The sequence below is a fragment of the Actinoplanes couchii genome, from assembly GCF_016862075.1.
Taxonomy (GTDB): Bacteria; Actinomycetota; Actinomycetes; order Mycobacteriales; family Micromonosporaceae; genus Actinoplanes; species Actinoplanes couchii.
This window is the reverse complement of record NZ_BOMG01000086.1, coordinates 1-26,190: the sequence shown is the minus strand read 5'-3', so window position 1 is coordinate 26,190 and position 26,190 is coordinate 1. Positions and strand designations below refer to the sequence as shown.

Here is a 26,190-nt window from a genome sequence, read left to right as displayed (position 1 = left end):
CGCCGTGTCCCGGAGGGGACTGCACGTCGCAACGGTAGCGTTCTATGCTGAGCGCCGCGTGGTTTCGACTCGGGGGAGTGCTCAAGTGCGTTTTGTTGGTATCGGTGTGGCGGCGCTGCTGATGGTGGGCCTGGCCGGGGTTCCGGCCCAGGCGGCGAGCACCGGGGTGGCGTCGGTGGTGCAGGGCACCAAGATCCGCTACAAGGCGGCAACCGGCAAGCAGAACCGGGTCACGATCACCCGGTCCGGCAACACCATCACTGTCGACGACGTGGTCACCGTCAAAGCGGGCAAGGGCTGCAAGCAGGTCAAGGGCGACAAGACCCGGGTTCGCTGTACGCCCACCAAGGCGCCGACCCGGATCCAGGTCTGGACCTATGACCGCAACGACACCATCGTGAACCGCACCGACGTCGGGATGACCGCCGACGGTGGCGCGGGCGCCGACCGGATCACCGGCGGATCCCGGAGCGACCGGCTGGAGGGCGGCGACGGCGCGGACCGGCTGTGGGGTCTGGGCGGTAAGGACTATCTGCACGGTTCGGACGGCAACGAGGTCCTCTCCGGTGGCGACGGCGACGACTGGGTCGAGGGCGGTCACGGCAACGATCGGCTGTACGGCGGCAACGGCCACGACAGCATCCACGGCATGAACGGCGACGACCGGATGTGGGGCGGCGCCGGTGACGACACGTTCTTCATGGACCAGGCGACCTTCGGCAGCGACGACGACTGGATCTCCGGTGGCGCCGGGGAGCGGGACTCGGTCACCTACGTCAACTACGCGAAGGCGATCACCGCGGACGCCGACGGGGTGAAGGGTGACGACGGCGCCAAGGGCGAGCACGACACCATCGGCACCGACGTCGAGGAGATCCAGGGCGGCGACGGTGACGACCGGATCTACGGCACCCCGCGCGCCGACTATCTCTACGGCGCCGGTGGCAACGACGTGATTCACGGTTACGGCGGTGACGACCTGCTGGCCGGCGAGCACGGCAAGGACAAGCTGTACGGCGGGGCCGGCGACGACTATCTGCGGGGCGACGATTGGGGGATCAAGGGCGGGCAGGATCTGCTCGACGGTGGCCCCGCGTCCGACCTGTGCGAAGCGGCCGGTGGGGATGTGAAGGTCAGCTGCGAGCGGTGACCCATCGCATCCAGCCCGGCGGTCGCGGCACCATCCGGTGCCGCGCCTGCCGCGCGGGTGGCCACGGGACCGTGGCCGGCTCGTACCGCTAAGGGGTCTTGATGCAGCAACCCGGGCAGACCTTGGGGCGCGGCAGGGTGAAGGCCAGGCAGCAGGTCTTGCGTTTGAGTTCGAGGTTGCCGTGCGGGCCGGGGACCAGCTCGATCAGGTCACGGACGCCGAGCGCGCCGAGCAGCATGTCGATCGTCTCGGCGGAGGAGCCGGGGACGGCGTCGGCGGAGCGCAGGACGCCGTAGGCGACGCCGGATGCCAGCGAGCCGAGCAGGGTACGTTTGCCCAGGCGGACCCGGCCGTGGATGGCGTCCAGCAGCGGGTTGAGGTGCTCGTCGAGCAGGCTGCGGCGGAATTCGCCGAGCAGCGCCTCCTCGTCCGGCACGACCTTGACCTCGGGGCGGCCGGAGAACGCGATCGGGTCGCTGGGGAGGACCGCGACCGGGATGTCGGGGCGCAGTCCGAGGGTGACCAGCGGGCGGATGTCGTCGAAATGCATGACGACATCGGTCGCGGTGAGTAAGGGCACTCTGCGTGCCGATGCAAAACCCAGAACAGCGGGCAGGGCCAGCCAGTACGTGTACGCCTTCCAGGCCAGAGCGGCTGCGGCGTGTGGCTGCGCGTTCCAGCGGCGCCGCGAGTTCTCCAGCAGGGTGTCCAGGTGCACGTCGGCCAGCCGGGCCGCCGGAGTCCAGCCGGCCAGATCGCGGACGACCAGGTCAGGAGCCAGACCGGGGATCTCGGTGCTGGTGCCGAACATGGCACGCAGGGTCGCGTTGACCGGGGCCAGCAGCCGCGGGCGGATCTGCGTGAGTTCCAGGGTGATGCTGGTCACGGGCGCACTCGTCGCTGAGTCACCGCAGTACTCCTTGCGGATGAACGTGCTGAAGCAGTGGCGGCGAGCCGGCTCTTGTGGAGCAGGGAAGGCTCGCGGTGACCCACGGTACCCGGTTAAGGGTAGCCTAACCACACTGGGCAAGGGGATCTTTCGGACGAATACCCTAGGCAATTGTTACTTTACGTAGCGTCGTCACGTTGCCGGATTCGTCAAGGTATCTGTCGGCAAAACGCTACTAGCTCCTTGCAGACACGGAGAGCCAGCGACACTTGACTTGCCGTCGCGAAGGGGACATCCGTGATGACCACCTCGCCCATTGAACGGGCAGCAGACCAGTTCGTGACGGTGCTTGCGCAATGGCGGGTCGAACGGGGCATGACCAAGAAGCAGCTCGCCGCGCGCATGGGCTTCGATCCCTCCTACGTCAGTCACGTCGAGGGCCGGCGCCACAAACCCACCGAGGACTTCGCCCGCCGGGCCGAGGCGGTGCTCGGTGCGGGCGGCGCCATCTGGCAACGATTCCAGGAGTACGACGAACTCCGGCACGCCCGCGGCTCCAGCCTGCACCGTGACCCACCGGTGCCGGTCCAGTGGCTGCCGCCCGGCACCGGCCTGATCGTGGAACGGGAGATCGCCGAACTCGCCTACGCCGACGGCGCCTACCGCTGCCGGGTCCGGCGCTCGCTCTACAACGCCGGCATCGAGGCGGTCACCCGCTACCTCGCGAAGATCTCCGTCGACAGGTACCCGCACGATCCGGCCGGCTCCAACCGGTACCACCGGGAGAACCCGCTCACCTTCGAGGAACTCGACGTCCAGGCGTTCGCCGGGGAGGGCGTGGCCGCCGAGTCGATGCAGTGGCGGGTCAAGCTCGACCGGGACGCGTCCAAGGAACTCTGGCTGCTGTTCGCCAACGAGCGCGGCCAGTTCCCGCTCTACCCCGGCGAACGAACCACCATCGAGTACGCCTACACGGTCGGCGAGGAGAAGTGGGGCCAGTGGTTCCAGCGCGCCGTCCGCCTGCCGACCCGGTCACTGACCGTCCGGCTCGATCTGCCGGAGAGCTTCGAACCCCAGGTCTGGGGAGTGGAGGCATCGCTCAACGCCGAGGTGCCGGTCCGAACCCCGTTGGAACGCCGCACCGAGGGAGGTCGTGCCATCTTCGAGTGGTCAACCGACGCACCCCTGCTCAACGCGCGGTACCGGCTGGAATGGCGGTACCGCGGCGCCGATGCCCCGGTCTACGACGAGACCGGACCGCCGGAACCGGCCCTGCCCAAGGCCTCGCACCGGATGCGCGGCATCGGCATCATCCAGCGTGGCTCCGATCTGCTCCGGCAGCGGGCCCGGCACTTCCAGCTGCCCCGGGAGGGCCCGGCCGCGCGCAACGCGATGACCCGGCTGCTCACCTCGCTCGGCCGGCTGGAGGACCTGCACGAATTCAGCAAGGGTGTGGGACTCGCCGCGCCCCAGATCGGCGTGCCGGTGGCGGCCGCCGTGGTCCGCCCGCCGGAACGGGACGTGGATCCGGTCGTCCTGCTCAACCCGCGGATCGTCGGCGAATCGGTGGACCACGACGAGCAGTACGAAGGATGCCTGTCGTTCTTCGATTACCGGGGGCTGGTGCCGCGGCCGATGCGGATCGACGTGGAACACGCGCGGTTCGACGGAACCCGGGTGGTCACCACGTTCGAACGGGCGCTGGCCCGGCTCATCAGCCACGAGATCGACCACCTGGAAGGGCGGCTCTACGTGGACCGGATGAAGCCGGACGCCAAGCTGGTGCCGGTCGCTCAGTACCAGCACACGGGACGGCCTTGGGATTACTGACTATTCATTAAAGCTGTCGTACTTTATCCGGACCGACGGCACCTGGAGCTCGGCGAGGCGCTTCAGGGTGCTCCGGACCATCCGGCCCGACCCGGAGACGAAGAAGTCGTGCTCCTTCCACGGGCCGTACTTCGCCACCACGTCCGAGATGTCGCCCTGCTCGCCGGGGAACGTCGGATCGTCGCTGCACGCGGTCACCACCGACAACCAGGGGTAGCGGGCCGCCAGCCGGTTCAGGTCGGCCAGGTCGTACAGGTCCTCGCGGTTCCGCGCGCCGAAGAAGACGTGCACCCAGCGGGTCCGGTTGTACCGGGTCAGCTCCTCCAGCAGCGACTTGACCGGGGCCAGCCCGGTGCCGCCGGCCACGAAGACGGCGTCCCGCGTCGACCGGCGGTCCAGCGTCATCGTGCCCATCGGGGCCGCCACCTTGATCATGTCGCCGACCTGCAGCCTGCGGACCAGAGCGCTGGACACCCAGCCCGCGCCCACCGCCCGCACGTGGAACTCCAGCGTGTTGTCCCGCCGGGGCGCGTTCGCCGGTGAGTAGGTGCGCCACAACCGGGGCTGGTAGCGCGGGGCCTCGACGCTCAGGTACTGGCCGGCCCGGAAATCCAGCGGCTGCAACGGCAGCACCGTGAACACCGCGATGTCCTGCGACCGGCGTTCGTGCGCGACCACCTCGGCGTACCAGTACGGCGGGTTCGGATCCGCCTCCGCGCCGGCCAGCATCTTCGCCGCGATCACCGCGTACGCGTCGGCCCAGGCCTGGTCGTACTCGACACCCCACTGCTCGCCCGCGTGCGCCCGCATCGACTCGATCAAGGCCCCGCCCACCACCTCGTAATGCTCCGGTTCCACGTGGAATTTGCGGTGATCCCGGCCGAGTGATCGCAGATAGTCGTCGAACCGCTCCGGATCCTCCAGCGTCTGTACGGCCTGCACGATCGCCCCGAGCAGACGGGCCCGCTGCACGTCCATCTGCACCGGGAACAGATCACGCAGATCTGGGTACGACAGGAAGATCCGCGCGTAGAAATAGCCGGCAACCTTGTCCTGGTGTTCCTCGACGAGGCTCCAGCTCTCCTTGAGCAAGCGTGCCAGGTCTCCCATGCCATTCAGGGTGGTCAGCGCAGTCGGGAAGACGACGCACGAACAGTGCGACAAGTCATGTTGTGCGGCGTGTCGCTCGCCGATTTGGTCCGGTTTGTGCCTCGCCTAAAGTTGCCTGGTGATCGTCGACCCACCTCGGCCGCGGTACGGGCCGGAAATCGCCATCGTGTTGTTGCTGTCCCTCGGGCAGTCGGCCATCTACTCCGTGGTGTCGCTGACCGCGAAACTCACCGCGGACAAGCCGCTCGCGCAGCAGACCACCACGCTCAACCCGACGGTGTCGCCACGGCCGTACCTTGATCTCACGTACCAGCTGCTGGGGATCTTCTTCGCTCTCATCCCGGTCGCACTGGCGCTCTATCTGCTGGCGAAGGACCGGATCTACCCGCGGACGCTCGGCATCGACTACCGGCGTCCCGGTTACGACCTCGGCTGGGGATCCGGCCTCGCCGCCGGCATCGGCATTCCCGGACTGCTGTTTGTGTACGCGGCACTACAGCTCGGCATCAACGCGCAGATCCGGCCGTCCGGTCTCGACGCGTACTGGTGGACGGTGCCGGTGCTGATTTTGTCCGCCGTGCAGAACTCGGTTCTCGAGGAAGTGATCGTCGTCGGGTACCTGATCACCCGACTCCGGGATTACGCCCTGTCACCGGTTTGGATCATCATGGCCTCCGCGGTGCTCAGGGGGTCCTACCACCTGTATCAGGGGTTCGGTGGCTTCATCGGGAACGTGGTGATGGGGGTGGTGTTCGCGCTGTTCTACCTGCGTACCAAACGGGTGATGCCGTTGATCGTCGCGCACAGCCTGCTGGACATCGTCGCGTTTGTTGGTTACGCGCTGTTGCCGGCGGCCTGGCTCGGCTGGTTGTCCCTGTAGAACTTCGTCGCCCGGGCCGCCACCGTCTCGGTCGTCGACGTGGCGCCCAGGATCGCGCTGACCAGGTTCATGCCCGGGAGCGCCCGTTTCAGCAGGTGACCGGCCACGATCGTGCCCAGGGCCGGGCCCGGGCTCGCCAGGCGCAGCAGGTCCTCCGCCCGGCGCGGGTCCGCGGGATCCACTTCGAACGCGGCCGCCAGATGCAGGATCAGCTCGGCGTGCGTGATCAGGATGCCAGCGGTCAGGGCGATCGGCGAGTACGGTCCGGCAAACGCGCCGGCCGCCCCGCGCACCACCGCTGACCTGGTGAATCGTTGGATCGCCAGCCGTGCCAGGGCCTCCCGCGACGCCTTGGGATAGACGGCCCGGGTGCGGTCCGCCCAGTCCGCGGCGGCAGGCCCGAACCTTTCAACAGCGGCAAGAGCCAAAATTGCTGGCGTACGGCTGGGCTCAGCCAACAGCCCCTCCACCAGACTCTGCTGCCCCGCCCACTCACCAGCACCCGCCACCAGGGGCTCTGGCACTCGCGCGGACGGATCCAGGGACGCCAGCGTTCGCGCGGGCGGATCCAGAGGTGCAGGCGTTTGCGCAGGCGGTTCCATGGGCGCGGGCGGATCCAGGGACTCAAGTGCTCGCGCGGGTGGATCCAGGGGCCTTGGCTTTTGCGCGGGCGCGCCCAGGGGGCGCGGAGTCCGCGCCAGCGCGACAACCTTGCCCTCCGCCTGCCCCGTCACCGTGCTCGGGTCCTCCACCGATTCCGGGATCTTTCGGGCTCGCTTGGCGGGAGCCGCCTTCTTGGCCGGTGCGGCTCGCTTCGCGGGTGCTCGCTTGGCGGGCGCCTTCTTCGCTGCGGGCTCCGCCTTCGCCTTCGTTGCGGCCTCGGCCTTTATTACCGGCTCAGTGGCCGCAGCCGGCTCAGCCTTGGTTGCCGACTCAGCCTCTGCGCCCGGTTCAATCTTGGTTGCCGGCTCAGCCTCTGCGCCCGGCTCGGGAGTCGTGACCAGCTCGGCCCTTGTCGCCGGTTCGACCGGAGGCGCTTCCCCCTGATTCTTGGTGGGTGTCGGCTGCGCCTGGTCTTCGGCGGGTACCGCTCGCACTTCGGGCCTGCTCCGCGGCGCGGCGGCCGGTTGCCCGGTCTTCTCGGCCGCGGGCTCACCCGATTGAGGCGGGACCGTGGCGGGCGGAGTCGTCCTCCGGGGGCTACGCCGTCGCGGAACCGGCTGACCCGTACCGGAAGAAGGCTCTGAAGAGTGACCTTCAGCACTGTCATCGGCCCGGGGCGGCTGAAACGTGACCGCCGGAGGGGCCCCACGCCGAGCCGGAGCCTCCTCGGAAGCCGCCTGCTCGGGCGCAACGAAGGGGCTACGCGGATCCCGAGCCCGCGGAGCTTCCCGGCGCGTGTTCTCCTCCATCACCCCAACCCTAGTGGCTCCCGAGACGTTTCGCCTGTTCGCGCCCCTTCACGAAGTTCCCCGGAGCGCCGGATGCCTACCTCTTTGTGCAGCCGTCAGGCGGTCCGGTATTGTCAAGCCCTGGTGGCCCACGGGACACCGGGGAGACTTCGCCTAGTCTGGTCTATGGCGCCGCACTGCTAATGCGGTTGGGGTTTTAAAGCCCCTCCCGGGTTCGAATCCCGGAGTCTCCGCGCAAAAGTCGGTGATGTAGGCTGACTGAGCAACAAGGCAAGCGCCCGTAGCTCAATGGATAGAGCATCTGACTACGGATCAGAAGGTTAGGGGTTCGAGTCCCTTCGGGCGCACAAGATCAAGAGGCCTCTGAGCTGCGAAAACGCAGCTCAGAGGCCTCTTTTTGTTTGGCCTGTGTGGATCGTGTGGGGCACGTGTGGGGCAAGATCGAGACCCACGTTTTCGCAGCTCAGGGGCCATTTACTGGGTGATCGGAGCGTTCGTTCGAATTTCGGACAGCCGATCACCATTCGGTCACCACTTTCCATAATCCGGGATAAGGGCGCTTGGAATGTGGGAAGCCATGCGGTTGCGAAGCCTATTGCCCCAGCTCAGGGCCCTGAGCGACTGAGCGGCGGGCGGTTCCGACCATCTGATTCCAGGTCAGAAAGTCGAATGCGGAGGAGCGCTCTGCGATGAAGGTGCGGCACCGCCGTCGGCAAGGACGGGCCAGGTCGAACAGCCCGGAATTCGGGGCCACGCCGTTCTTGCCGGCTGCGACGAACACTCCCCGATCTGACAGATTTCCAACGGACTCATTCGTGCGTCTGACAGAGGAGGTGATCGCTGGGGGGAACCTCACGAAGGTGCCCCGCCGCTCGGCACTTCGGATGGTAGGCGCAGCGCCTCGCTGGTGTCGGCGAGCGCGGCCGGCAGGCTGGCAGCCGCCGTTGACGAGCAGGCATTGTTGGTCTGCACGATCGCCGTTCTCAGCCGTCAGCACAACGCGACGGCGATGGGGCCCGCTGGTTCGGTGACTGGTCGGCTCTTGCGGATTGTCTGCCCGCATCCCGGGGCACTAACGGTGGTATGACTGGTCCGCGTTCCGCCGTAGTGTTCAATCCCGTCAAGGTCGGCGATCTCGAAGTTCTACGACGCACCGTCATTGAGGGTCTGGCTACTGCCGGGTGGCCCGAACCGAGCTGGCACGAGACCAGCGAAGACGACGCCGGCCGCGGGCAAGCCCTGCAGGCGATCGCCGAGGGTGCCGAGTTGATCTTCGCTTGTGGCGGTGATGGCACGGTCATGGCGGTCGTGACCGCGTTGGCCGGGACCGACGTTGCTCTGGCCGTACTGCCCGCCGGTACGGGCAACCTCCTGGCTGCGAACCTGGGCCTGGGCACCGATGCCGCTACCGGCGTCGAGGTCGCTATCGAGGGCGGCCGTAAACGTATCGATGTCGGCGTGGTCGGTGAGCAGCGTTTCGCCGTGATGGCAGGGATGGGCTTCGATGCCCAGATGCTCGAAGGCACCTCTGATGTCGCTAAAAAGCATATTGGTTGGCTGGCCTACGTCGGTGGCGCCGCCAAGCATCTACTGTCCAACCCGATGCGGGTCCTCATCCAGTTGGACGGCGGCCAACCACTGCGCCGGCGGCCCCGCTCGGTGATCATCGGTAACGTGGGCCGGCTGCAGGGCGGCGTCCGGCTCCTCAGCGAGGCCCACCCGGACGACGGGAAACTCGACGTCGCCATCCTGAGCCCGAACAACCTTGGTCACTGGATTGCGATGGGCTGGGCGGTACTACGCCGCAGAGATCGCGTCCCGCGAATGGAAACCTTCACCGCACAGCACGTTCTGATCCGCAGCACCCGACCGCAGCCTCGCCAACTCGACGGCGATCTGATCGACGCCGGCACCAACCTGGAAGTGACGATCCAGCACCAGGCGCTGCTGCTCTGCGTGCCCCGCCCGGCAGGCGACCCTGACCTCACCTACGACGTCTCCGTCGCCGAAGCCAATGCCGATACCATCCGCACCGCCGTGGCCGACAACACCGCCTGACCATTGAGACGAGGCGGCCTACTGACACCTCGGAGTCCCCGTATGGGAGCTTTGCGGGACCGGATAGCTCGTCTCACTTTCTCGGCTGTGGAACGGCCGGCGGTCGGCCGCATCCCAGGTGGTTACCGAGTGAGAACTCCTCCACATGAGCTGGTTGACGTGACCAGGTGTCGTGCAGGCGAGGGTGAAGTTCCCGCTGATCTGTGCTCGGCGGCACAACGGTCGATTTGTTTCGTAGTCCTGCTGGCCTGCCCGCCGGTAGGACGCGGACTGCGCCCATGCGCCGAGGGCGATCAGGTGTGGGTCGGCGGCTCGCGGGCAGCCGACATCGCCCGGTCGGCTGCGATCCAGGTCAGCTCTTCGTCGCGGATGTGGCGGCCACTGGCAAGTGTTTTCATACGCCACGGCCAGTGGCTGGGCGGCTTGCTGACGGTCGGAGGCGGCGCGGTGCGCAGCGATCGGGTCATCCAGCAGGGACGACGGTAAGCGGCCAGCGCGGAGTGTGCGACCGGGGAGCCGTGCCAGATCGACTATGCCCCAGTGACCCGGCTGCCGGCGGTTTCAAGGTCAGGGATGTCGCGGCGATCAGTGGCGGGCACCGCGGCACGCATGATCACGGCTCGGCCGGCGGCGACGGCCTCGGCCCGCGGAACCCGGCGTGTCCCTGAGGTTAAGGAGTCGAACTGCTGTCCGATGAAGGGCGCCGACACCACACGCCAGCACAGTGGCGATGTTGATCAGGTCGGTGAGCCGTTCGGCGTGTTTTCGTCCCTGCTCGACGGCGGACACCCGCTGCATGGACTTTGTTGATGCATGCCGCGAGCTGGGCTTGCGTGATGCCGGATACGCGCCGGTGTGTCGCGATGGCTGCGCCGACACCGGGTGTGGGAGACGTCGCCGATGGCGTTACCCTCGCCACGTTAGTCGGTTTGGGATATCGGACTACTACTTCCGTAGCGGTCTCAAAGGACAGAGCCGACGACGTGGGTACTGGATCTCTGATCGGCTGCGCGCGTTGCGTGCCGGGCTGATCGGCGCACTCAACGAGCACACGCGGGAGTCACTGAGCGACATCCCGGATCGCATGATCCTGGTCGTCACCGAACCGGTCAACAACGCCCTCAGGCATGGCTTGGCACCCACTGTCGTCCGCCTGCTGCCCACCGGGGACCGGTTCGTCCTCGACGTCGCCGACCACGACCTCAGCACCCTCCCCGAACTCGCCGACATCCAGCAGGCCGACGCCGGTGGCCGCGGCCTGCACCTGGCCCGGGCGTTCGCCTCCATCATCGGCTGGTACACCGCCGATACCGCCAAACGCGTCTGGGCCAGCTTCCTCTTCACCCCCTGAACCCCACCAGGTACCGCTGGTAGCTGCCACCAGCCGTCGCGATATCGACACGTGTAAGAACCGACGCGCAATCTCCAAAAAACGGCGGTTACTTGCTGGTAGACAAACATCCGTGGATCAGAACTACTTCACCATCAGCAGCGGGCCCGGCTGGGTCAACGCCGACGGGATCCGCGAGAGCCTGATCCTGCTCGCGGGGGAACTCGACCTCGCCGCCCGCGACGAACTACGTGACGCCCTGCTGACCGTCATCGACCGCGACCGGCCCGGCCGGCTCATCGTCGACCTCGCCGAGGTCACCTTCATCGACTCCGAGGCCATCAGTGCTCTCCTCGACGGCTTTTTCGCCGCCCAGAACACCGGCACGATCTTCCGGCTGATCAACGTCAACACCATGATCCAACGCGTGCTGCGGGTCCTGGACTTACAGGACCTCTTCCACCTCGACATCCCCCGACCTCGGCAGCACCCGGGGGCCGCACCGTGAGGCCGGCGAAGCCAATGCACCGATCGACGTAAAAGTCCGATAGGCGGCCTTGAAGCCTGAACGCTTCCTCTTCTTGGGAGTTCTGCTTACGGGCCAGGCCGCTGAACGGCTCCGTGAACAGATCCACCACTTCGCCGCCGGCCAAGTCGCCCCGGCAGCGATCTTGCCGACCTGGCGGCCGCCGCGCCGCTCGGTTCGTCCCGGCCTCTGGTCAGTTCATCCGAGGGACGTCAATGCCGTCGAGACCGCTACGCCACCACTCCAGCAGGCGACGTCCCTGCTTGGTATTAGATGATGGACGCCGAGTGAAAGGCGATAGGGATGACTAGGACCTTCGATGCCGTTATGCGCCGGCATGCCGTGGAGATCAGTGGTGCGCCGGGTGGCCAGCCGATGATCTTCTCTCACGGCTACGGCTGTGATCAGAACATGTGGCGGCTGGTCGCACCGGCGTTCACCGATACCTACCGAGTGGTGCTGTTCGATCACGTCGGTGTCGGCCGCTCGGACCTCAGCGCCTACGACGACACCAAATACGCCGCCCTGGACGGGTATGCCACCGACGTTCTGGAGATCGTGCATGTGCTCGACCTGCACGACGTTGTCTTTGTCGGTCATTCCGTCAGCGCCATGATCGGTGTTCTGGCCGCGATCCGTGAGCCCGGGCGTTTCGCCGAGCTGATCCTCGTCGGCCCCTCCCCGTCCTACATCGACGATGGCGACTACAAAGGTGGCTTCAGCCACGCTGATATCGACGAGATGATGGCCGCCCTTGACAGCAACTATCTCGGCTGGTCCAGCGTCATCGCCCCCATGATCATGGCGAATCCCCAACGGCCGGAGCTGAGCCAAGAACTCGTCAACAGCTTCTGTGCCACCGACCCGGTCATCGCCAGGAAATTCGCCCGGGTCACCTTCCGGTCGGACAACCGGTCCGACCTCGCGGAGGTCCGTACACCGTCGCTGGTGATGCAGTGCACCGACGACATCATTGCCTCGCACGCCGTCGGGCGATACGTCAGCGACCATCTTCAGGACAGTACTTTCGTTGTCATGAACGCCACCGGGCACTGCCCCAATCTCAGTGCCCCTGAAGAGACCATCGACGTGATCCAGGCGTACCTGACCCGCGGCTGATCCGATCCGCAGCGCGTGCGGGCTTACCGTGCGCGCAGAGAGAACAGCGGTCTCGGCGCGGAATGGACCGCGCCAGCAGATGGCTCGACCCTGAGCCCGGCACCGCGCGCCGCCGCGAGAATGATCTTCGATGGTCTGTGGCGCCCTAGGAGAGCCATGACCTGTGCCTGCATGTCTACCAGTAAGGGGGTCCGAGTCCGCTTAGAATGGTTGATGAGGCAGAGGCGGCTGTACTCATCGACGCCACCGACCTCGATGACCTCGATCTCAGCGGCTGGTGCTCCAGCGAAGTGGGGCGCACGAAACGGGTTGTTGAATTCGTCGCACCCTTATACGCGGTACTCGCTCAGCAGTGCGGTGACTTCCTCGGCGGCGGCACGAAGTTCGGTGAGGTCGGCGTCGTTGAACGTGTGAACTTCATTAACGAGCACGCAGTGTGCCCCTACGATCTGACCGTCTACGGCGAGCGGAACTCCTGCGTAGCTGGCGATGCCATCCCTGGTGACGAGTGGGTTGTCGACTTGCACCGGATCCGTGGCGGTGTCTGGGACGATGTAAGGCTGGCCGGTGGCGACGGTGCGGGCGCAGAACGACCATTCGATCGGAGTAGCGGCTGCGTCGGCCAGCCATCCGGTCAGGCCGTGTGAGCCGGGGATGATCTGTGCCGTGTCGAGCACCAGGGTGGTCAGGCTGGTCGGTACTCCGAGTCGGCGTGCGGTCCGGGCGCTGATTGCGTCCAGCTTCTCGCGCAGTGTCGGATTGTCGATGTCGATGGCAGCAAGCGTTTTCATGCGTGCCGGGTTATCGAGTCCATTCAGATAGTCACTGGTGTCGTCGAGGCGTTCAAAGACGTCAACGGTATTCATGGGATGCGCTCCGTGCTGCGTACGGCCGTCGATCGCGGATGTGGTTGAAGCTGCTGAGGCGCGCGAGCAGGGCACGTGCCCTAATTTTGCTGACCGGGTCGTGGTCGGCCATCGCTGTCAGTAGGAGGCGGAGGGAGTCGTCGTCGGTCTCATGTCCAGCGAGCCCGGTATCGGCGAGGAGGCGTTGCCACACCGCTGCGGCTTTCGAGCCGTGTGTGCGATGAACCATCACTAGCGCGTCAGCCACGGTGGGCCGGGCGAGTTCGTCACTCTGAAGCGTTTCTGCCGGCACGGAAGCCTCCGAGACGTCGTCCGTGTGCGAGTTGAACCCCTGTGGCGCGTGAATGATGTTGATCCCGTTCAGCTTCTTCGGCAGCAGTGTCTCCAAGTTGAGGATTGCGAGCGTTCCACTTCTCAGGACGTGGGGAGACGTCATCATGGTGCCAATCGGTCAGCCGAGACCGGATCGACCTCGCTGAAAGCGTCGTTGTACGGCGCCCGCAGCCGACATTGACGCGGTGGGTAGGAGGTGGGAGAGCGGGGGGGTTCTCACACCACTGGGTGTGATGTCAACACTGGTAGAAGTTGTTGACCGGCGGTTTCTACGCGTCTGTGTTTCTTGACTAGAGCCGTCATACCTGCCGCACCGCGAAGGGTGACACCGCCGATATCCAGACAACCCGGTTACCGATGGAGTCGCTTGCCGCGCAGATCAGATGTGAGAGATGCGTGGCATTGTCCGCGTCGACCTCGCCGCGTATGGACAAGGACACCACCGCAGAGTCTTGATCGGCGGCGATTCTGAACCGCCCGGCCGCACCGGCTGACCTTGGGCTCCAGCGCCGTGGACCGGCCTGGCCGCCGCCCGTGGCCAGGTTTGGCACCGACTTCCAATTGGTCAGCTCTCTGAGCTGACCGAGGCCGTCCACCGGCGTGGCGAACGGCTACGACGTGGCGACGGCGAGCTCGTGCGTGCGTAGTTCACTGATCCGCTCGGCCGGGACCGGCCGTGACCAAAGGTAGCCTTGCCCGTACTCGTAGCCGAGCCCGCGCAGCAGGTCACGCTGTTCGGCGGTCTCGATGCCCTCGGCCACCGACCCGAAGTCCAGCGCCGCCGCCATCTGGCTGACCGCGGTGGCGACCGCCGCCTGCCGGCTGACCGTGGTGATCGACTCGACGAACGAGCGGTCCAGTTTGAGCGAGTTGACCGGGCAGGTGAGCAGTAGGCCGAGCGACGAGGCGGCGGTGCCGAAGTCGTCAAGCGCGAGTTTCACCCCGAGGGTGCGCAGCGCGAGCATGGTGGCGTGCGACTGTTCGTCGTCGAGCACGGCGGTCTCGGTGACCTCGATGGTGAGGCTTCCGGCGGGCAGGCCGGTCGCGGCGAGGGCGGCCGCCACGTCGGCGACCAGGTTCGGGTCGCGCAGTTGCGGTCCGGCGACGTTGACGCCGACGTACAGCGGGGGTGCATCCGGGAACTCACGGGTCCAGGCCGCGGCCTGGCGGCAGGCCTCGCGCAGCACCCAGCGGCCGATCGCCACGATCTGCGCGGTGCGTTCGGCGACCGGGATGAACTCGATCGGCGGCACCAGTCCACGGACCGGGTGGTTCCAGCGGATCAGTGACTCGACGCCCATCAGCCGGCCGTCGGAGAGCCGCACGATCGGCTGGTAGAGCAGGCTGAACTCGTCGCGTTCGACGGCCTGGTCGAGCTCACGGATCAGGACTGCCTCGGCGCTGATCCGGGCGCCCATCTCGTTGGTGTAGGCGATCCACTGGCCCTTGCCGCGACGTTTGGCCTCATACATGGCGATGTCGGCGTTGGCGAGCAGGGTGGAGGGGTCCTCGCCGGGGCGGGCTTCGGCCATGCCGATGCTGGCCCGGGTGGTCAGGGTGTGCTGGAGTAGCACGATCGGCTCGGCGAGCAGGCGCAGGATCTCGCCGGCGACCACTTGAGCGCCGTCCGGGCCGGTGCCGGGCAGTAGCAGGGCGAATTCGTCGCCGCCGAGCCGGCACACCACTGCGTCGTCGCCCGCCGCGTCACGCAGCCGTGACGCGACGACCATCAGCAGCGAGTCGCCGGCTGCGTGGCCCATCGTGTCGTTGACGGCCTTGAAGTCGTCCAGGTCGATGAGCAGCAGCGTCGATCCGGTGGTCAGCAGGCGGGTGGTCTCGGCGCTGAAGTGGGTGCGGTTGGCGAGACCGGTAAGCCCGTCAAAGAGGGCCTGGTCTCGTAGTTCGCCGAGGGCCACGTCGAGGCGGCTGATCAGGTTCATGTTGTCGTGGAAGGCGACCAGCTGGCGGCCGGCAACCAGGAAGGTGATCACCACGACGCCGATGGTCGCGCCGACCAGCTGGGACGACGCGGCGTTCGGGAGCACCTGGAAGAACACCACGAAGGTGACGGCGATCATCCCGTACGGCAGGAGGCTGTAGGGGCGGCGCTTGGCGGTGTAGCGGGGATCCCCGACTCGCAGGACGATGACCTGGATCCACGGGCCGACGGCGATCAGGACGCTCGGCAGCAGGCGGATCGCGTACACGTATGCGTGATCAAGGGTCTGGAAGTCGCCGGGCAGCAACGTGCTGACGCCCTGCACCATCGCCGCGGAGACCATCGGCCAGGCCGCTATCCGCGCCATCGGCGGATTGCGGATGAGCGCGACCTTGGTAGCGGAGAACGTCGCGACCAGCACCAGCGCCGCGGTGACGCTGGCGTTGACCCGGTCGGTGCTGCTATCGGGCGGGTTGAAAGCGAAGCACCACGCGACCACGCCCCCGCCGACCAGTACGGTGGTGGCGTCGAGCCAGAAGACGAACCGTTCGCGGGCGGTTCGCAGGCCCTGCGGGAAGATCAGGCATGCGATCACGTTGCTGCTCATGCCGATGGCGAAGAACGCGGTCTGCACGGTGCCTCCGGCGAGCGACGGTTCACCGGGCCGGATCAAGACCTGTAGGGCATGGTAGGTGTCACCGAGCGTGAACGAGGCTCCGGCGAAGGCGATCATGGACCAGAAGCGGCGGTAGCGCTTGTGGGCGAGCCGCCGCAGTCGCCATCCGCCGAGCGCGAGGGCCGCGTCGAGTGGCACCTGCGCCAGCCAGAGGACCTGGATCTGCCGCGTCGGTTGCCCGCTGAGCAGGAAGAACAGCAGGCACCCGAGGAGGGTGAATCCGATCAGTCCGCGCAGCACTGGATCGCGGCGTAGGTGGTCGACCGGCCGCACAGCCGGTTGCGTGTCGGTCAACGATCATCCTCTCCCTGGCGTTCCATCGCTGTATCGGACGACCGTCACCGGATCGGAGAGGTCCGAAGGTAAACGCCTGTTTAATCGGCCCGGCTGGACTACGGCGGGGGACCACAGTGAGTCGAGAGACTCTTCGAGGGCGGCGATGATCGTGTGCCGAAAACCGTCCAGAGATCCACAGAGGGCCGATGAATCAATAGCTGTTCACTCCCGTCACAGGGGAAGGGTCAGCCGGCGGCGCCCTAACGCTCGACAGACCGCTCCGGATACGAGAAGAACTACACGGGAGTAGACGTACTAGATCGATCCCTCAGCACGGCACTGTTGCCCTGCGTAGACATACTCTTCGGCGCAGTTGAGCGCAGTTCGGCGGAGCACTCCTGTGATAGCCCGATCAGGCATCTGACCAGCAAAAATGCAGCTTCGCCTGCCCATCCGAGGTTGTCCGACACCGCTGAACGCCGCCCGGCGCTGTTCAGTGCTTACTGGTTTCAATCCCGCTTGCTCCCCATCCGATCGCTGGTTCTGGGAACAGCGCCGCACCACCTACCCCCGACAACCCGATTTCATCGTGGCGGTGCTCCCTGCCATCGCGGAGGACAACCTCTGAACAGGGCAAACATCACGGCCGGCGAGGGGCAGAACGCTCCCCAGGCCACCGTTAACCTCTGTCGGACCCGGGCCGTGCTTCCCCACGGGCCAGAATTCCGCGGTCGCGTAGGCGGACGATCTGCCACGCTGCGTAGCCATGTTCGGCAGCAACCTTCAGCCGCGCCCACCCAGGATCGGTCAGATCACCCGCTACAACACGTCAACGGGCGGTCTCAAGTCCGTGACGGCTCACCGGGTGCGCTCCGACCGCGCGGGCGAACGTACCGCTGCTCGAGCCTTGAACGCTGGCCGGCAAGCAGAGCTTGCGTCACGCGACTCGCCCGTCGTCGGTAGGTCGTTCGGTGAGTAACCGGTCGGTCCAGGTTGTCAGTGCGGCGGTAGCGGTCCGGGACAGTGCCGCTTGCGGCATCATGCTGGTGAAGCCGTGGAATCCCCCGGGCCAGACGTGTAGTTCGGTGTCGATTCCGGCGCGCCAGAGTCCGCTGGCGTAGGCCACGGTTTCGTCGCGGAACACTTCGGCGCTGGCGCAGTCGATGTAGGTCAGTGGCATGCCGGTCAGGTCGGTGGCACGAGCTGGGGCGGCGTAGATGGACACGTCGTCGCCGCCGCGCCGGTCGCCGAGGTAGGCGGTCCAGCCGAAGCGGGTCATGGCGCGGTCGGCGATGCCGATGCCGTCGATCTGGCGGGTCGAGACGGTCGAGTCGCTGTCGTCGAGCATCGGGGAGATCAGGATCTGGCCGAGCAGTGGTGGTCCTTGCCGGTCCCGGGCCAGTAGCGCGGTGCCCGCGGCTAGTCCGCCGCCGGCGCTCTGCCCGGCCAGCACGATACGCGCGGGGTCGATGCCGAGTTCGTCGCCGTGGGCGGCGGGCCACAGCAGGCCTGCGTAGCAGTCTTCGACCGGATAGGGGTCGGGGTGCTCGGGGGCGAGCCGGTAGTCGACGCTGACCAGGACGACGTCGTCGTGGGTGAGCAGCCAGTCGTCGTAGGAGTCGAGGTTGCCGAGGTAGTGGCCGAACATCATGCCGCCGCCGTGCATGGTGTAGAAGCAGGTTGCCGGGCCGGTGTGCCCGATCCGGCTGATGACCGCCAGGTTGATGGGGTCACCCTGGTAACCGGGGACGGTCAGGGTGCGGCGTTGCCAACCGCGGGCCTGCAGCCGCTCGTCGAGGGCCTGTTCGGTGATGTCCAGCATGCGCATGCGGGGCAGCATGTCGGCGGTCAGGGTGAAGGGGCCGCGTTCGTGCACGGCGGTGAGGAACACCCCGAGTTCGGGGTCGAACGGTGGGCGCGGCAGGACATCAGACATGGTGGGTCTCCTTGACGGACGTGGTGGTGCGCGAGCGGATGACGCCGTAGGTGACGAGTGCGGCAGCGACGGCGGTGAGGACGAGAGCCGCGACGGTCACCGCCTGCTGGAACTGCCCGGCCTGTGCGGTGCTCCAGTGCGAGGCGGAGAGGCTGCCGGTGAACAGGGCGGCCAGGATGGTTCCGGTGGCGGCGATGCCGACGCCTGTCGCGAGTTCACCGGAGGTGTCGACGAGGGCCGCGCCGATCGAGGTGCGGTTCTCCGGCAGGCCGCGCAGCACGTTGTTGCCGGCCACGACCCCGACGACACGCATGCCGGCGGCGACGAGCACAAGCGCGATCAGCACCCCGGGGTAACCGAACCTGTTCAGTGCGGCGAAGGCGGCGAGACCGGCGACGACCGCTGCGGCGCTCAGCCAGGCCGCGCGTTCCAGGCCGACGCGCCGCACGAACGGGGTCACCAGCCGGCCCCCGGCGAGCAGCATGACGACCTGCGGCAGCATGCCGACGGCCGCCATCGCCGGGGACCAGCCCCAGGCGAACTGCAGCAGCAGTGTCACCAGGTAGCCGAGGCCGGCGACGGCAAGGCCGGAGGCGGCTTTGTAGGCCAGGCCACTCGATACCAGCGGCACCGCCAGCAGCCTCAGGTCGAGCAGGGGGTGCCGTGCCGTCCGCTCGCGCAGGACGAAGGCCGTGGTCGTAACGATCGCTGCCGCGGCGACGGCCCAGGGTGCCCACGATGCGCCGCCCTCGTCGACGAACAGAGTCGGCGTGACAAGGGCCAGGATGATCGTCGCCGTGCCCAGTACCGCGCCCGGGATGTCGAGGGGGCCGGCATGCAGGCTGCCCGGGTCGTCCGCGGCGACGCCGAGGCTGATGCCGGCGAACGCGAGCGCGGCGATCGGCACATTGACGAGAAGCAGGACCTGCCATGGGGCGACGGCGAGCACGAACCCGCCTGCCGTCGGGCCGGTCGCGAGACCCACCAGCCCGGCGGTCGAGATGACCGTGATGGCCCGCACACGCAGGTCGTCGGCCCGGAACAGCCGGAAGGCCAGCGCCAGGGAGCCCGGGGTGGTCATCGCCGCGGCGGCTCCCATGCCCGCCCGGACCGCGATAGCTGCCCGGCGGTCGACACGAACATGGTCGCGAGACTCGCGGCGCCCAGCAGGACCAGCCCGGTCAGCATCACCCGGCGCCGCCCGAATCGGTCGGCGATCGCCCCGAACAGCAGCATCAGCCCACCGAAGACGACCGAGTACGCGCCTGTCACCCACTGCAGGGCTGTCGTCGAAGCTTGCAGCTCACGGCCGATCGTGGGCAGCGCGACGTTGAGGACGGAGTTGTCGAGCATCTCGACCAGGAATACCGCGGACAGCCCGGTGAGGACGATCCATCTGTCACCCAGAGACTCGGGTCGAGCCGTCTCAGGGGGGCGTGCCTCAGCAGTGACCATGCCATTAAGTTAACTCACTAAGCTTAGTGGAACAACTACTATGCTGGCGGCAGTTACGGAAGGGGTCACATGCCACGCACCGATGCCCGCGGGGGACCGCAGACACGTGCGCGAATTTCGCAGATCGCCACCCGGCTCTTCCTCGACCAGGGGTTCGACGCTGTCACCGTGGCCGACGTCGCACGTGCGGCGGGAGTCTCCGCCGTCACCGTGTTCAAGCACTTCCCGCGCAAGGAAGACCTCCTGCTGGACCGGGCCGAGGACGCCGAGCAGATGCTGCGCTCAGCGGTCCGCGATCGTCCCGCGGGAACCGATGTGCTGGACGCGCTGGAGGCCCTGATGCTGCGACTGGCCGGGGAGCACCACGGTCTATCGGGGATCGCCGCCGAATCCACCCCGTTCTTCCGCACCGTGGCCGGCTCCACGCCCCTCATCGCCCGAGCCCGCGAACTGGCCGCTGACCTGCAGCACCAGCTGACCGTCGAACTCGAACGCGATCCGGACTTCGACGGCGACAGCACCCTGCTCGCCGCCTTCTTCATATCCGGCTACACCACCGTGCTGACCGACAACGCCCGCCGCCTCATCGCCGGCGAGACCTCCGCCGAGGTAGCCCTGCACCATCGTCAGCGCCTGGAACAGCTCTTCCGTGCATTGCGCAACGCCAATCGCTGACGACGAAGAACGGCTCGCACCCGCCGTCGAACAGCCTGCCGGCGCCGGCCGGTGCGGCGGGCGGTGGCTTGCCGGTTGCGGCGGCCGGTCTGGCGGCCGAGCTAGCGCCAGCCGCCGCCGTCGGGGACGTTGCCGAGCTTCTTGACGTCGACGTGCAGCAGATCGCCGGGGTGGTCGCGTTCGTAGCGGCGGATCGGTTCCCCGGTGCTCCGGTCGAGGTGGGAGATTCGGTTCGCCCGCTGCCGGGTGAGTACGGCGTGCACGGTGGAGGCGGCCAGGCCTAGTTGATCGGCGATCGGGACCGGGCCGAGGCGCCGTTTGCGGCGTAGGTGCAGGATCTTGCGGACCACTGGTCAGGGTCAGGGTCGGTTGCCGGTGCAGGCGTAACGAACGATCGGCCATGCCGGCTGCGCCTTCGTCGCGGAAACGCTGGGCTCATTTTGCTGGCGATCTTCCAGCACACGTCGTAGCGTTCAGCCGCTCGTACGGGTGACCAACCGTGATCCACGATCAGACGCGCCAGCCGCAATCGCACCCTCGGGGTCAGCGCGGCGTTAGCGCGGGACATGAAGGCCTCCGGCCTGGTCGGCGGGTTCTCGACAAACTCCACTGCATCGCTCGAGGCCTTCATAGGCGGCATGTCTCGCAGCGGTTCGTGCCCTGTCTTACCGTCTGACGCCGACGCTCCTCTTGACGGCGTACATGGCCTGATCGGCTAGGGCGGTGAGCTGCTGTGCGCTTATGTCCTGGTCGCCCGTGCGTGCGACGGCGAGGCCGATGCTGATGCCGCAACCAACGGAGGAGCCGGAGATGTTGATCGGCTGGCAGACTGCCGACTCCAGTCTGCGCGCCAGATCCATCACCTCGTCGTCGGGGACACCGGTCAGGATCAGAGCGAACTCGTCGCCGCCGATGCGGGCGAGAGTGTCGTGGGGGCGTGAAGTGGTACGGAGCCTGGTGGCGATGGTCGTCAGCACCTGGTCTCCGACGGCATGGCCCCAGGTGTCGTTGATGGGCTTGAAACCGTCGAGGTCCATGAGCAGAACCGCGACGTCGCCGCCGTCGGGGTGCAATCGGTCGATGGCCCGAGAGAGGTGATTATCGAAGCTGGCGCGGTTGCCCAGTCCGGTGAGCGCATCGGTCAGGGCACGCTGGGCGAGCTGATGGCGTTCCTGCCAGTGGTGGCTGAGGTCGCGGATGTTGAGAACGAGGTCACCGAGTACCGGGTCCTCGTGCTGCCGGGTTGCCAGGATCTCCACCGGTAGCCACGTTCCGTCAGGACGGACCATGCGGACCTCCACTCGGCACGTACCCGAACGCGATGTGGCGGCCGCGGCGAGCCAGTGCGTCAGTAGCTCCTGGTCCTGCTGGTATGCCAGGCTCGCCAGAGGGGTGCCGATCAATTGCCCGGGCGGCAACCCCAGCAGGCCTTGTGCCGACCCGGCGGTGTAGCAGATCCGGCCGTCGGCGTTTGCCGCGAGGATGACGTCGGACGCGTTCTGCAGCAGCAACCCCACCCGCCGCTCAGCGGCACGCCGCTGCCCGTCTTGGCGCCACCGGTTGGCCGCGGTCAGCACGCTCAACCCGATGACCGCGAGCAGCAGTGCGCACAGCCCGCCGATGAACGACGCCGTGTGCAGCTTTGTGCTTGCTTCCAAGACAGCGAAGCCGACCAACGACAGTATGCCCAGCAGCAGGACCCATGTCGGTGGGTACAACGCGGCTGCGGTGGTGACCACCAAGATGGCTCCTGGTGGGTAGAGGGTCGCGCCGGCGTCATCAATCAGGCAGAATGCGGTGAGCACCGGTATCTCCACGACCCACCACGTCACCAGGGCTTCTCGGACGAGGGGGCGGCGCACCAGCCGTTTCCAGCTCAGTGCGGAGAGCAGCATCTGCAGAACGACCGCTGCCACCAACGCCGCCACCCACCAGCGGTTGTCGCCATCCCATACGGTCGCGACACGCGACGCGCCAATGGTGGTGATGATGCAGGCGGTCACACCACCGAAACGGATCTGCCTCGACCAGTACTCAGCGTCATAGTCATCCGCGATGCCGGAGAGCCGGAAACGTCCGCTACCTGTCGGACCGGAAGACCCCATGGCCTGCTGATCGGACGATGGCGTCCACCCTTGAATAGGACTCCCCGACAACGGCAGAGATACAGATCACATCCAAGCCTATAGATGGCTGCACTCCTAGGGATCGCCATAGGCGCAGCCGCACCTTCCGGCCGCGATCTGCATGGTGGGCCAGGTGACAGATGGCCAGCGGGAGGAAGCGGGTATCCAAGGTTCGGTGCTCTTCAGCAGGTGAATCACATGATCGACAGCGTTATACAGCTGGTAGTCGAGCGGGTCGAAGGCCGGCGGGCGACAACCGGCCGAGTCCTCCTTGCACCGGTTGGCGGCCTAATCAGCCTTGGCCGGGATGGTCGTTTCGATCTGGTACCGCCACAGGTAGGCCCGGTCCCCGCGAACTGTACGCCTTGTCCGCCCAGACTCGGTCCAGCGCCGCCCGGGCGCCCGGATGTCTTCTAACTTGCAACCGGGTTGCATCTCGTTGTCGCGCTTCCAGCAACCGGAACTGCCGAAGGTAGTTCCATGTTGCCGTGGACGAAGGATCTACCTCGCTGGCTACCCACCGGCGGTGGCCTGATCGATGAAGACTGGTCCGTTCGGCATCGCCTGCTTTACCGCTTACTCGCCGCCAGCATCGGCGCGCTCAGCATCTACGGCGCGCTGAGCGGGCAGTTCGCGACCGCCAACGTCGCTACCTGGCTGCTGCCGCTCGTCCTGCTCTGCATAGTCGCTGCGGCCACGCTGCCCGGTCGCAGACTTCCCTCCGTCCTCGTTTCCCTCGGGTTCACGCTGGCCTGTGCCGCTTTCGTTGCGATGGCGCACAACCAGACCGAGGCCCACTTCTCCTTCTTCATCGCGGTCGGTGCACTGGCTCTCTACCGCGATTGGGCTCCATTCGGTGTTTTCCTGATGGCTACCACGATCCAGCACGCGATCTTCGGCACCTCTCATTTCGGACCCATGTATGGTCACGGCTCTTCGGGCATTCACCCGCTAGTCTGGGCATTTGTACACGGTGGGGCCGTGCTGTTCGCAGCCACCTTCCAGATCGTGCAGTGGCGGCTGGCCGAGGCCGAAGAAGAGCGTGCCCAGGCAAACCTGGACGAAAGCCGGGCCCAGCTCACGGTCGCCTTCGAAAAGACTCCCGTGCCTATGGCGATGCTGTCGCCAGATGGCCGGGTGCTGCGCACCAATACGGCCTACCGCACCTGGCTACGCCTACCCGACGAGCTTCCCCTCGACTTCCGCATCCGCGACCTGCCGATCGAGGCGGTCGACGCGGCTGAGCCCTGCATGCTCGACCAGCTGGTTGCCCAGAACAGTACTTCGACCCAAATGCGCCAGTACCGCCGCACAGACACCGATGAGATCATGTGGGTGGAGGTGCACGGCACCAAACTGCATGACTGCAAAGGCCGCCTGCGGCTGATCTTCGTGCACTGCCTCGACGTCACTGAAAGCCGTCGCCATCAGGAGGAGTTGCAGGAACAGCTACGCCGTGATGGGCTCACCGGCCTGCTGTCGCGGGCGGCGTTTGAGCACGACCTGGTTGGGCTGACTGCCGGCGAAGAGCCCATCAGCATCCTCTATCTCGACATCGACCGCTTCAAGTCGATCAACGACGGCTCCGGGCACGCGGTTGGCGACGAGTTGCTTCGTGCTTTTGCGACCCGTCTGGCATCGACCGTGCCGGCTGACACGCTGGTCACCCGCCTAGGCGGCGACGAGTTCGTGGTCGCGTTGGCAGGCCCAGTCACCACGGGCGTCCAGGTGGGGCAGGCCCTCCTAGCTTCGTGCGCCCAGCCGCTCGAACTCGACGGCAGGACCCTGCAGGTGTCGGTGAGCGCCGGCCTGGCCGTCGTACAGGATCTCTCACGGGCTGACCAGACGGTGCTGGATGCCGACACCGCCATGTACGTAGCAAAACGCGCTGGCGGCAACCGTCTACAGATTTTCAGCGACGACATGCGGGTCGCGGTGCGCGAGCGGCTCACCGCCGAAACCAGACTACGTGACGCCCTCTCCGGAGAACTCAACGAGACTCTGCCGGTCTGGTTCCAGCCGATCGTGGCAGCCGACACCGGGCGCATCATCGGCGCCGAGGCCCTGGTCCGCCTCCGGACGCCTCAGGACGACCTGCTGAGCCCGTTCCACTTCATCCCGGCCGCTGAGGAGACCGGCATGATTGTTGCACTCGGTGAGCACGTACTGCGTGAAGCCGTACGCCGGCTTGACCTGTGGAACGATCATTTTGAGTATATTTCAGTCAATGTCAGCCCGCGGCAGTTGGCCGAGCCCGACTTCGTACCGATGCTGGCCAACGTACTGTCCTCCCACCCGTCGCTAGACGCGTCCCGCCTGGTCATCGAAATCACCGAGACCGCCCTGCTCAGTACCTCCATCGACGTCCGCGAACGACTCTTGACTATCAAGAGCTTGGGCGTCCGCATCGCCCTGGACGACTTCGGCACCGGTTACAGCAGCCTTACGTGGCTACAGTCGGTTCCCGCTGACGTAGTCAAGCTCGACCGCTCGTTCGTGGCCGGCTTATCCGCTGACCCGCGGAAAACATCAATCATCCAGGCAGTTCTATGGTTGGCGCGCTCGCTGGGGATGACGGCCATTGCCGAGGGAGTCGAAGACCAGGCCGACTGGGACGCCCTTCGCGAACTCGGCTGCCCTTCCTGCCAAGGGTATCTATTCGGCAAGCCGACCCCACCAGCGGAGTTCGCTACCGCTCTCCATGCATCCCTGCAGGCAGCGAGATGACAACCGGCGCTGGCGCATTACTCAACAGCAGCCGCGTTCGGCGCTTGGCAGGGGTGGCGACCTGTTGTTGAGCATATTCGCCGATGGCGAGGTCGCCATGTCCGCGCGGAGATTCTGAACGAAGGCATGGGCGACGATGACAGCCGGGTGGTGCGTGAACCGTGCCTCGGCCGGAGTCCGAGCCAGCCGCGGCGGAAGCGTGTCCTGGGCCTCGTGATCGGCGACCTGGGCGGCGGTGTCAACTTCTCGGCCTTGGGGGTGGCGCGGGGCAGGAGCGCCACCGGCAATAGGCGGCCCACTGATGTGGACCAGCCGTTTTCCTCTCGGGCGTTCAGTGATCTCGCGCATCGGCCCGAGGGCTCCCACGGCCATCCCTTTTGAGAATCGCGGTCGAGACAGCGTCTTCGTAGCCTGGGCCATCCAGAAATACGCCAGTCACCCCGAGCATCGAACAGCCATCGGCACCAAAGCGGAACCGGGCCGGATCCGAACAGTCACTACGGAACAGCCCGTCCTTCACCACCATCGCAACATCGGTCACATTGCATGACAGAGGGCGACGAGCTGCTTGCGTGCTGCTCCCGGAGTCTTGGAGTGGACCCTTTTCTCCGAGGTCAGCCAGCGGTTGGCAGGGCGAGCGTGAAGGTGCTGCCGCCGCCGTTGCCTGGGTGGAACCCCGCGGTGCCGTGGTTGGCCTCGGCGAGGCCGCGCACAATGTAGAGGCCCAGCCCGGTCCCCTTGATCGCCATGCTGGTGTCCGGGTTGCGGGTGTATCGGTCGAATAGGTGTGGACGTAGTTCGGCGGGGATGCCATGCCCGTCGTCGTGCACCGCGATGGTGGCGATGTCGTCCTGCCGATGCACGGTGATCGCGGTGA

21 protein-coding genes, 2 tRNA genes and 1 pseudogene are annotated in these 26,190 nt (G+C 66.7%); 11 read left to right on the top strand and 13 right to left on the bottom strand.

What is annotated here, in order from left to right; genetic code table 11:
• Window positions 1-85: 85 nt before the first annotated feature.
• Complete coding sequence (locus Aco03nite_RS34375) at window positions 86-1,150, top strand: calcium-binding protein (protein WP_203802910.1); 1,065 nt, start codon at window positions 86-88, stop codon at window positions 1,148-1,150.
• Window positions 1,151-1,238: 88 nt separating this feature from the next.
• Here Aco03nite_RS34375 and Aco03nite_RS34370 read toward each other — a convergent pair whose 3' ends face one another.
• Window positions 1,239-1,961 carry a hypothetical protein gene (locus tag Aco03nite_RS34370; protein ID WP_203803424.1) on the bottom strand — a complete coding sequence of 241 codons (723 nt, stop codon included), beginning with the start codon at window positions 1,959-1,961 and terminating at the stop codon, window positions 1,239-1,241.
• A 378-nt stretch (window positions 1,962-2,339) separates the two neighbouring features.
• Here Aco03nite_RS34370 and Aco03nite_RS34365 point away from each other — a divergent pair, with 378 nt between their 5' ends.
• Window positions 2,340-3,869 (top strand): peptide deformylase, encoded by a 1,530-nt coding sequence (locus Aco03nite_RS34365; RefSeq protein WP_203802907.1) that lies wholly within the window; start codon window positions 2,340-2,342, stop codon window positions 3,867-3,869.
• On the opposite strand, the gene Aco03nite_RS34360 is transcribed toward Aco03nite_RS34365, so the two are convergent.
• Window positions 3,870-4,979: a globin domain-containing protein gene (locus Aco03nite_RS34360; protein ID WP_203802898.1), complete on the bottom strand. Its 1,110-nt coding sequence runs from the start codon at window positions 4,977-4,979 to the stop codon at window positions 3,870-3,872.
• Window positions 4,980-5,097: 118 nt separating this feature from the next.
• On the opposite strand from Aco03nite_RS34360, the gene Aco03nite_RS34355 reads away from it, so the two are divergent.
• Complete coding sequence (locus tag Aco03nite_RS34355; RefSeq protein WP_239145686.1) at window positions 5,098-5,859, top strand: CPBP family intramembrane glutamic endopeptidase; 762 nt, start codon at window positions 5,098-5,100, stop codon at window positions 5,857-5,859.
• On the opposite strand, the gene Aco03nite_RS34350 is transcribed toward Aco03nite_RS34355, so the two are convergent.
• Complete coding sequence (locus tag Aco03nite_RS34350) at window positions 5,814-6,317, bottom strand: hypothetical protein (RefSeq protein ID WP_203802886.1); 504 nt, start codon at window positions 6,315-6,317, stop codon at window positions 5,814-5,816. The genes Aco03nite_RS34355 and Aco03nite_RS34350 overlap by 46 nt on opposite strands.
• 1,096 nt (window positions 6,318-7,413) lie before the next feature.
• On the opposite strand from Aco03nite_RS34350, the gene Aco03nite_RS34345 reads away from it, so the two are divergent.
• The 3 genes from Aco03nite_RS34345 (at window position 7,414) to Aco03nite_RS34335 (ending at window position 9,329) form a co-directional block, all read left to right on the top strand.
• Window positions 7,414-7,504 (top strand) — tRNA-Ser (locus Aco03nite_RS34345).
• Between the two features lie 41 nt (window positions 7,505-7,545).
• Window positions 7,546-7,618: transfer RNA gene (locus tag Aco03nite_RS34340), tRNA-Arg, on the top strand.
• Between the two features lie 736 nt (window positions 7,619-8,354).
• On the top strand, window positions 8,355-9,329 hold the full coding sequence (locus tag Aco03nite_RS34335; protein ID WP_203802884.1) for a diacylglycerol/lipid kinase family protein: 975 nt from the start codon (window positions 8,355-8,357) through the stop codon (window positions 9,327-9,329).
• A 293-nt stretch (window positions 9,330-9,622) separates the two neighbouring features.
• On the opposite strand, the gene Aco03nite_RS34330 is transcribed toward Aco03nite_RS34335, so the two are convergent.
• On the bottom strand, window positions 9,623-9,796 hold the full coding sequence (locus tag Aco03nite_RS34330; RefSeq protein ID WP_203802882.1) for a hypothetical protein: 174 nt from the start codon (window positions 9,794-9,796) through the stop codon (window positions 9,623-9,625).
• Window positions 9,797-10,344: 548 nt separating this feature from the next.
• Between Aco03nite_RS34330 and Aco03nite_RS34325 the strand changes: the two genes are divergently transcribed.
• The 3 genes from Aco03nite_RS34325 to Aco03nite_RS34315 all read left to right on the top strand — a co-directional run bounded on the left by Aco03nite_RS34325 (window position 10,345) and on the right by Aco03nite_RS34315 (window position 12,304).
• Window positions 10,345-10,680, top strand: a complete 336-nt coding sequence (locus Aco03nite_RS34325; protein ID WP_239145685.1) for an ATP-binding protein — start codon at window positions 10,345-10,347, stop codon at window positions 10,678-10,680.
• Between the two features lie 112 nt (window positions 10,681-10,792).
• On the top strand, window positions 10,793-11,167 hold the full coding sequence (locus Aco03nite_RS34320; RefSeq protein WP_203802880.1) for an STAS domain-containing protein: 375 nt from the start codon (window positions 10,793-10,795) through the stop codon (window positions 11,165-11,167).
• A 321-nt stretch (window positions 11,168-11,488) separates the two neighbouring features.
• Window positions 11,489-12,304: an alpha/beta fold hydrolase gene (locus Aco03nite_RS34315; RefSeq protein WP_203802878.1), complete on the top strand. Its 816-nt coding sequence runs from the start codon at window positions 11,489-11,491 to the stop codon at window positions 12,302-12,304.
• 329 nt (window positions 12,305-12,633) lie between these two features.
• Here the strand turns inward: Aco03nite_RS34315 and Aco03nite_RS34310 are convergent, their stop codons facing one another.
• The 6 genes from Aco03nite_RS34310 to Aco03nite_RS54260 form a co-directional block, all read right to left on the bottom strand.
• Window positions 12,634-13,170, bottom strand: coding sequence for a GAF domain-containing protein (locus Aco03nite_RS34310; RefSeq protein ID WP_203802876.1), 537 nt, complete (start codon window positions 13,168-13,170; stop codon window positions 12,634-12,636).
• Window positions 13,157-13,558, bottom strand: coding sequence for a hypothetical protein (locus Aco03nite_RS34305; protein ID WP_239145684.1), 402 nt, complete (start codon window positions 13,556-13,558; stop codon window positions 13,157-13,159). Before Aco03nite_RS34305 ends, Aco03nite_RS34310 begins: the two co-directional genes overlap by 14 nt.
• 556 nt (window positions 13,559-14,114) lie before the next feature.
• On the bottom strand, window positions 14,115-16,412 hold the full coding sequence (locus tag Aco03nite_RS34300; RefSeq protein WP_203802873.1) for a putative bifunctional diguanylate cyclase/phosphodiesterase: 2,298 nt from the start codon (window positions 16,410-16,412) through the stop codon (window positions 14,115-14,117).
• Window positions 16,413-17,331: 919 nt separating this feature from the next.
• Complete coding sequence (locus Aco03nite_RS34295; protein ID WP_203802870.1) at window positions 17,332-18,330, bottom strand: alpha/beta hydrolase fold domain-containing protein; 999 nt, start codon at window positions 18,328-18,330, stop codon at window positions 17,332-17,334.
• On the bottom strand, window positions 18,323-19,411 hold the full coding sequence (locus tag Aco03nite_RS34290; RefSeq protein WP_275415932.1) for an MFS transporter: 1,089 nt from the start codon (window positions 19,409-19,411) through the stop codon (window positions 18,323-18,325). The genes Aco03nite_RS34295 and Aco03nite_RS34290 overlap by 8 nt, the downstream gene beginning before the upstream one ends.
• Entirely contained in the window at window positions 19,408-19,785 is a 378-nt protein-coding gene (locus tag Aco03nite_RS54260; RefSeq protein ID WP_275415931.1) for an MFS transporter, read from the bottom strand. Before Aco03nite_RS54260 ends, Aco03nite_RS34290 begins: the two co-directional genes overlap by 4 nt.
• Before the next feature lie 69 nt (window positions 19,786-19,854).
• Here Aco03nite_RS54260 and Aco03nite_RS34285 point away from each other — a divergent pair, with 69 nt between their 5' ends.
• Complete coding sequence (locus Aco03nite_RS34285) at window positions 19,855-20,460, top strand: TetR/AcrR family transcriptional regulator (RefSeq protein ID WP_203802867.1); 606 nt, start codon at window positions 19,855-19,857, stop codon at window positions 20,458-20,460.
• Between the two features lie 104 nt (window positions 20,461-20,564).
• On the opposite strand, the pseudogene Aco03nite_RS54820 reads toward Aco03nite_RS34285, so the two are convergent.
• Window positions 20,565-21,028 (bottom strand): annotated as a pseudogene (locus Aco03nite_RS54820) (leucine zipper domain-containing protein); the annotation flags it as partial.
• Between the two features lie 97 nt (window positions 21,029-21,125).
• Complete coding sequence (locus Aco03nite_RS34275) at window positions 21,126-22,565, bottom strand: GGDEF domain-containing protein (RefSeq protein ID WP_203802862.1); 1,440 nt, start codon at window positions 22,563-22,565, stop codon at window positions 21,126-21,128.
• A 501-nt stretch (window positions 22,566-23,066) separates the two neighbouring features.
• Between Aco03nite_RS34275 and Aco03nite_RS34270 the strand changes: the two genes are divergently transcribed.
• Window positions 23,067-25,313, top strand: coding sequence for a putative bifunctional diguanylate cyclase/phosphodiesterase (locus tag Aco03nite_RS34270; RefSeq protein ID WP_203802858.1), 2,247 nt, complete (start codon window positions 23,067-23,069; stop codon window positions 25,311-25,313).
• Between the two features lie 614 nt (window positions 25,314-25,927).
• On the opposite strand, the gene Aco03nite_RS34265 is transcribed toward Aco03nite_RS34270, so the two are convergent.
• Window positions 25,928-26,190: sensor histidine kinase (locus tag Aco03nite_RS34265; RefSeq protein WP_203802856.1), on the bottom strand; the 263-nt coding region annotated here is incomplete at its 5' end.

Excerpts from the sequence above, each read along its gene's own strand:
- Aco03nite_RS34370 (WP_203803424.1), bottom strand. The coding sequence starts at position 1,961 with ATGTTCGGCACCAGCACCGAGATCCCCGGTCTGGCTCCTGACCTGGTC.
- Aco03nite_RS34365 (WP_203802907.1), top strand. The coding sequence starts at position 2,340 with ATGACCACCTCGCCCATTGAACGGGCAGCAGACCAGTTCGTGACGGTG.
- Aco03nite_RS34360 (WP_203802898.1), bottom strand. The coding sequence starts at position 4,979 with ATGGGAGACCTGGCACGCTTGCTCAAGGAGAGCTGGAGCCTCGTCGAG.
- Aco03nite_RS34335 (WP_203802884.1), top strand. The coding sequence starts at position 8,355 with ATGACTGGTCCGCGTTCCGCCGTAGTGTTCAATCCCGTCAAGGTCGGC.
- Aco03nite_RS34330 (WP_203802882.1), bottom strand. The coding sequence starts at position 9,796 with ATGACCCGATCGCTGCGCACCGCGCCGCCTCCGACCGTCAGCAAGCCG.
- Aco03nite_RS34315 (WP_203802878.1), top strand. The coding sequence starts at position 11,489 with ATGACTAGGACCTTCGATGCCGTTATGCGCCGGCATGCCGTGGAGATC.
- Aco03nite_RS34310 (WP_203802876.1), bottom strand. The coding sequence starts at position 13,170 with ATGAATACCGTTGACGTCTTTGAACGCCTCGACGACACCAGTGACTAT.
- Aco03nite_RS34295 (WP_203802870.1), bottom strand. The coding sequence starts at position 18,330 with ATGTCTGATGTCCTGCCGCGCCCACCGTTCGACCCCGAACTCGGGGTG.
- Aco03nite_RS34290 (WP_275415932.1), bottom strand. The coding sequence starts at position 19,411 with ATGACCACCCCGGGCTCCCTGGCGCTGGCCTTCCGGCTGTTCCGGGCC.
- Aco03nite_RS54260 (WP_275415931.1), bottom strand. The coding sequence starts at position 19,785 with ATGGTCACTGCTGAGGCACGCCCCCCTGAGACGGCTCGACCCGAGTCT.
- Aco03nite_RS34285 (WP_203802867.1), top strand. The coding sequence starts at position 19,855 with ATGCCACGCACCGATGCCCGCGGGGGACCGCAGACACGTGCGCGAATT.
- Aco03nite_RS34275 (WP_203802862.1), bottom strand. The coding sequence starts at position 22,565 with ATGGGGTCTTCCGGTCCGACAGGTAGCGGACGTTTCCGGCTCTCCGGC.
- Aco03nite_RS34270 (WP_203802858.1), top strand. The coding sequence starts at position 23,067 with ATGTTGCCGTGGACGAAGGATCTACCTCGCTGGCTACCCACCGGCGGT.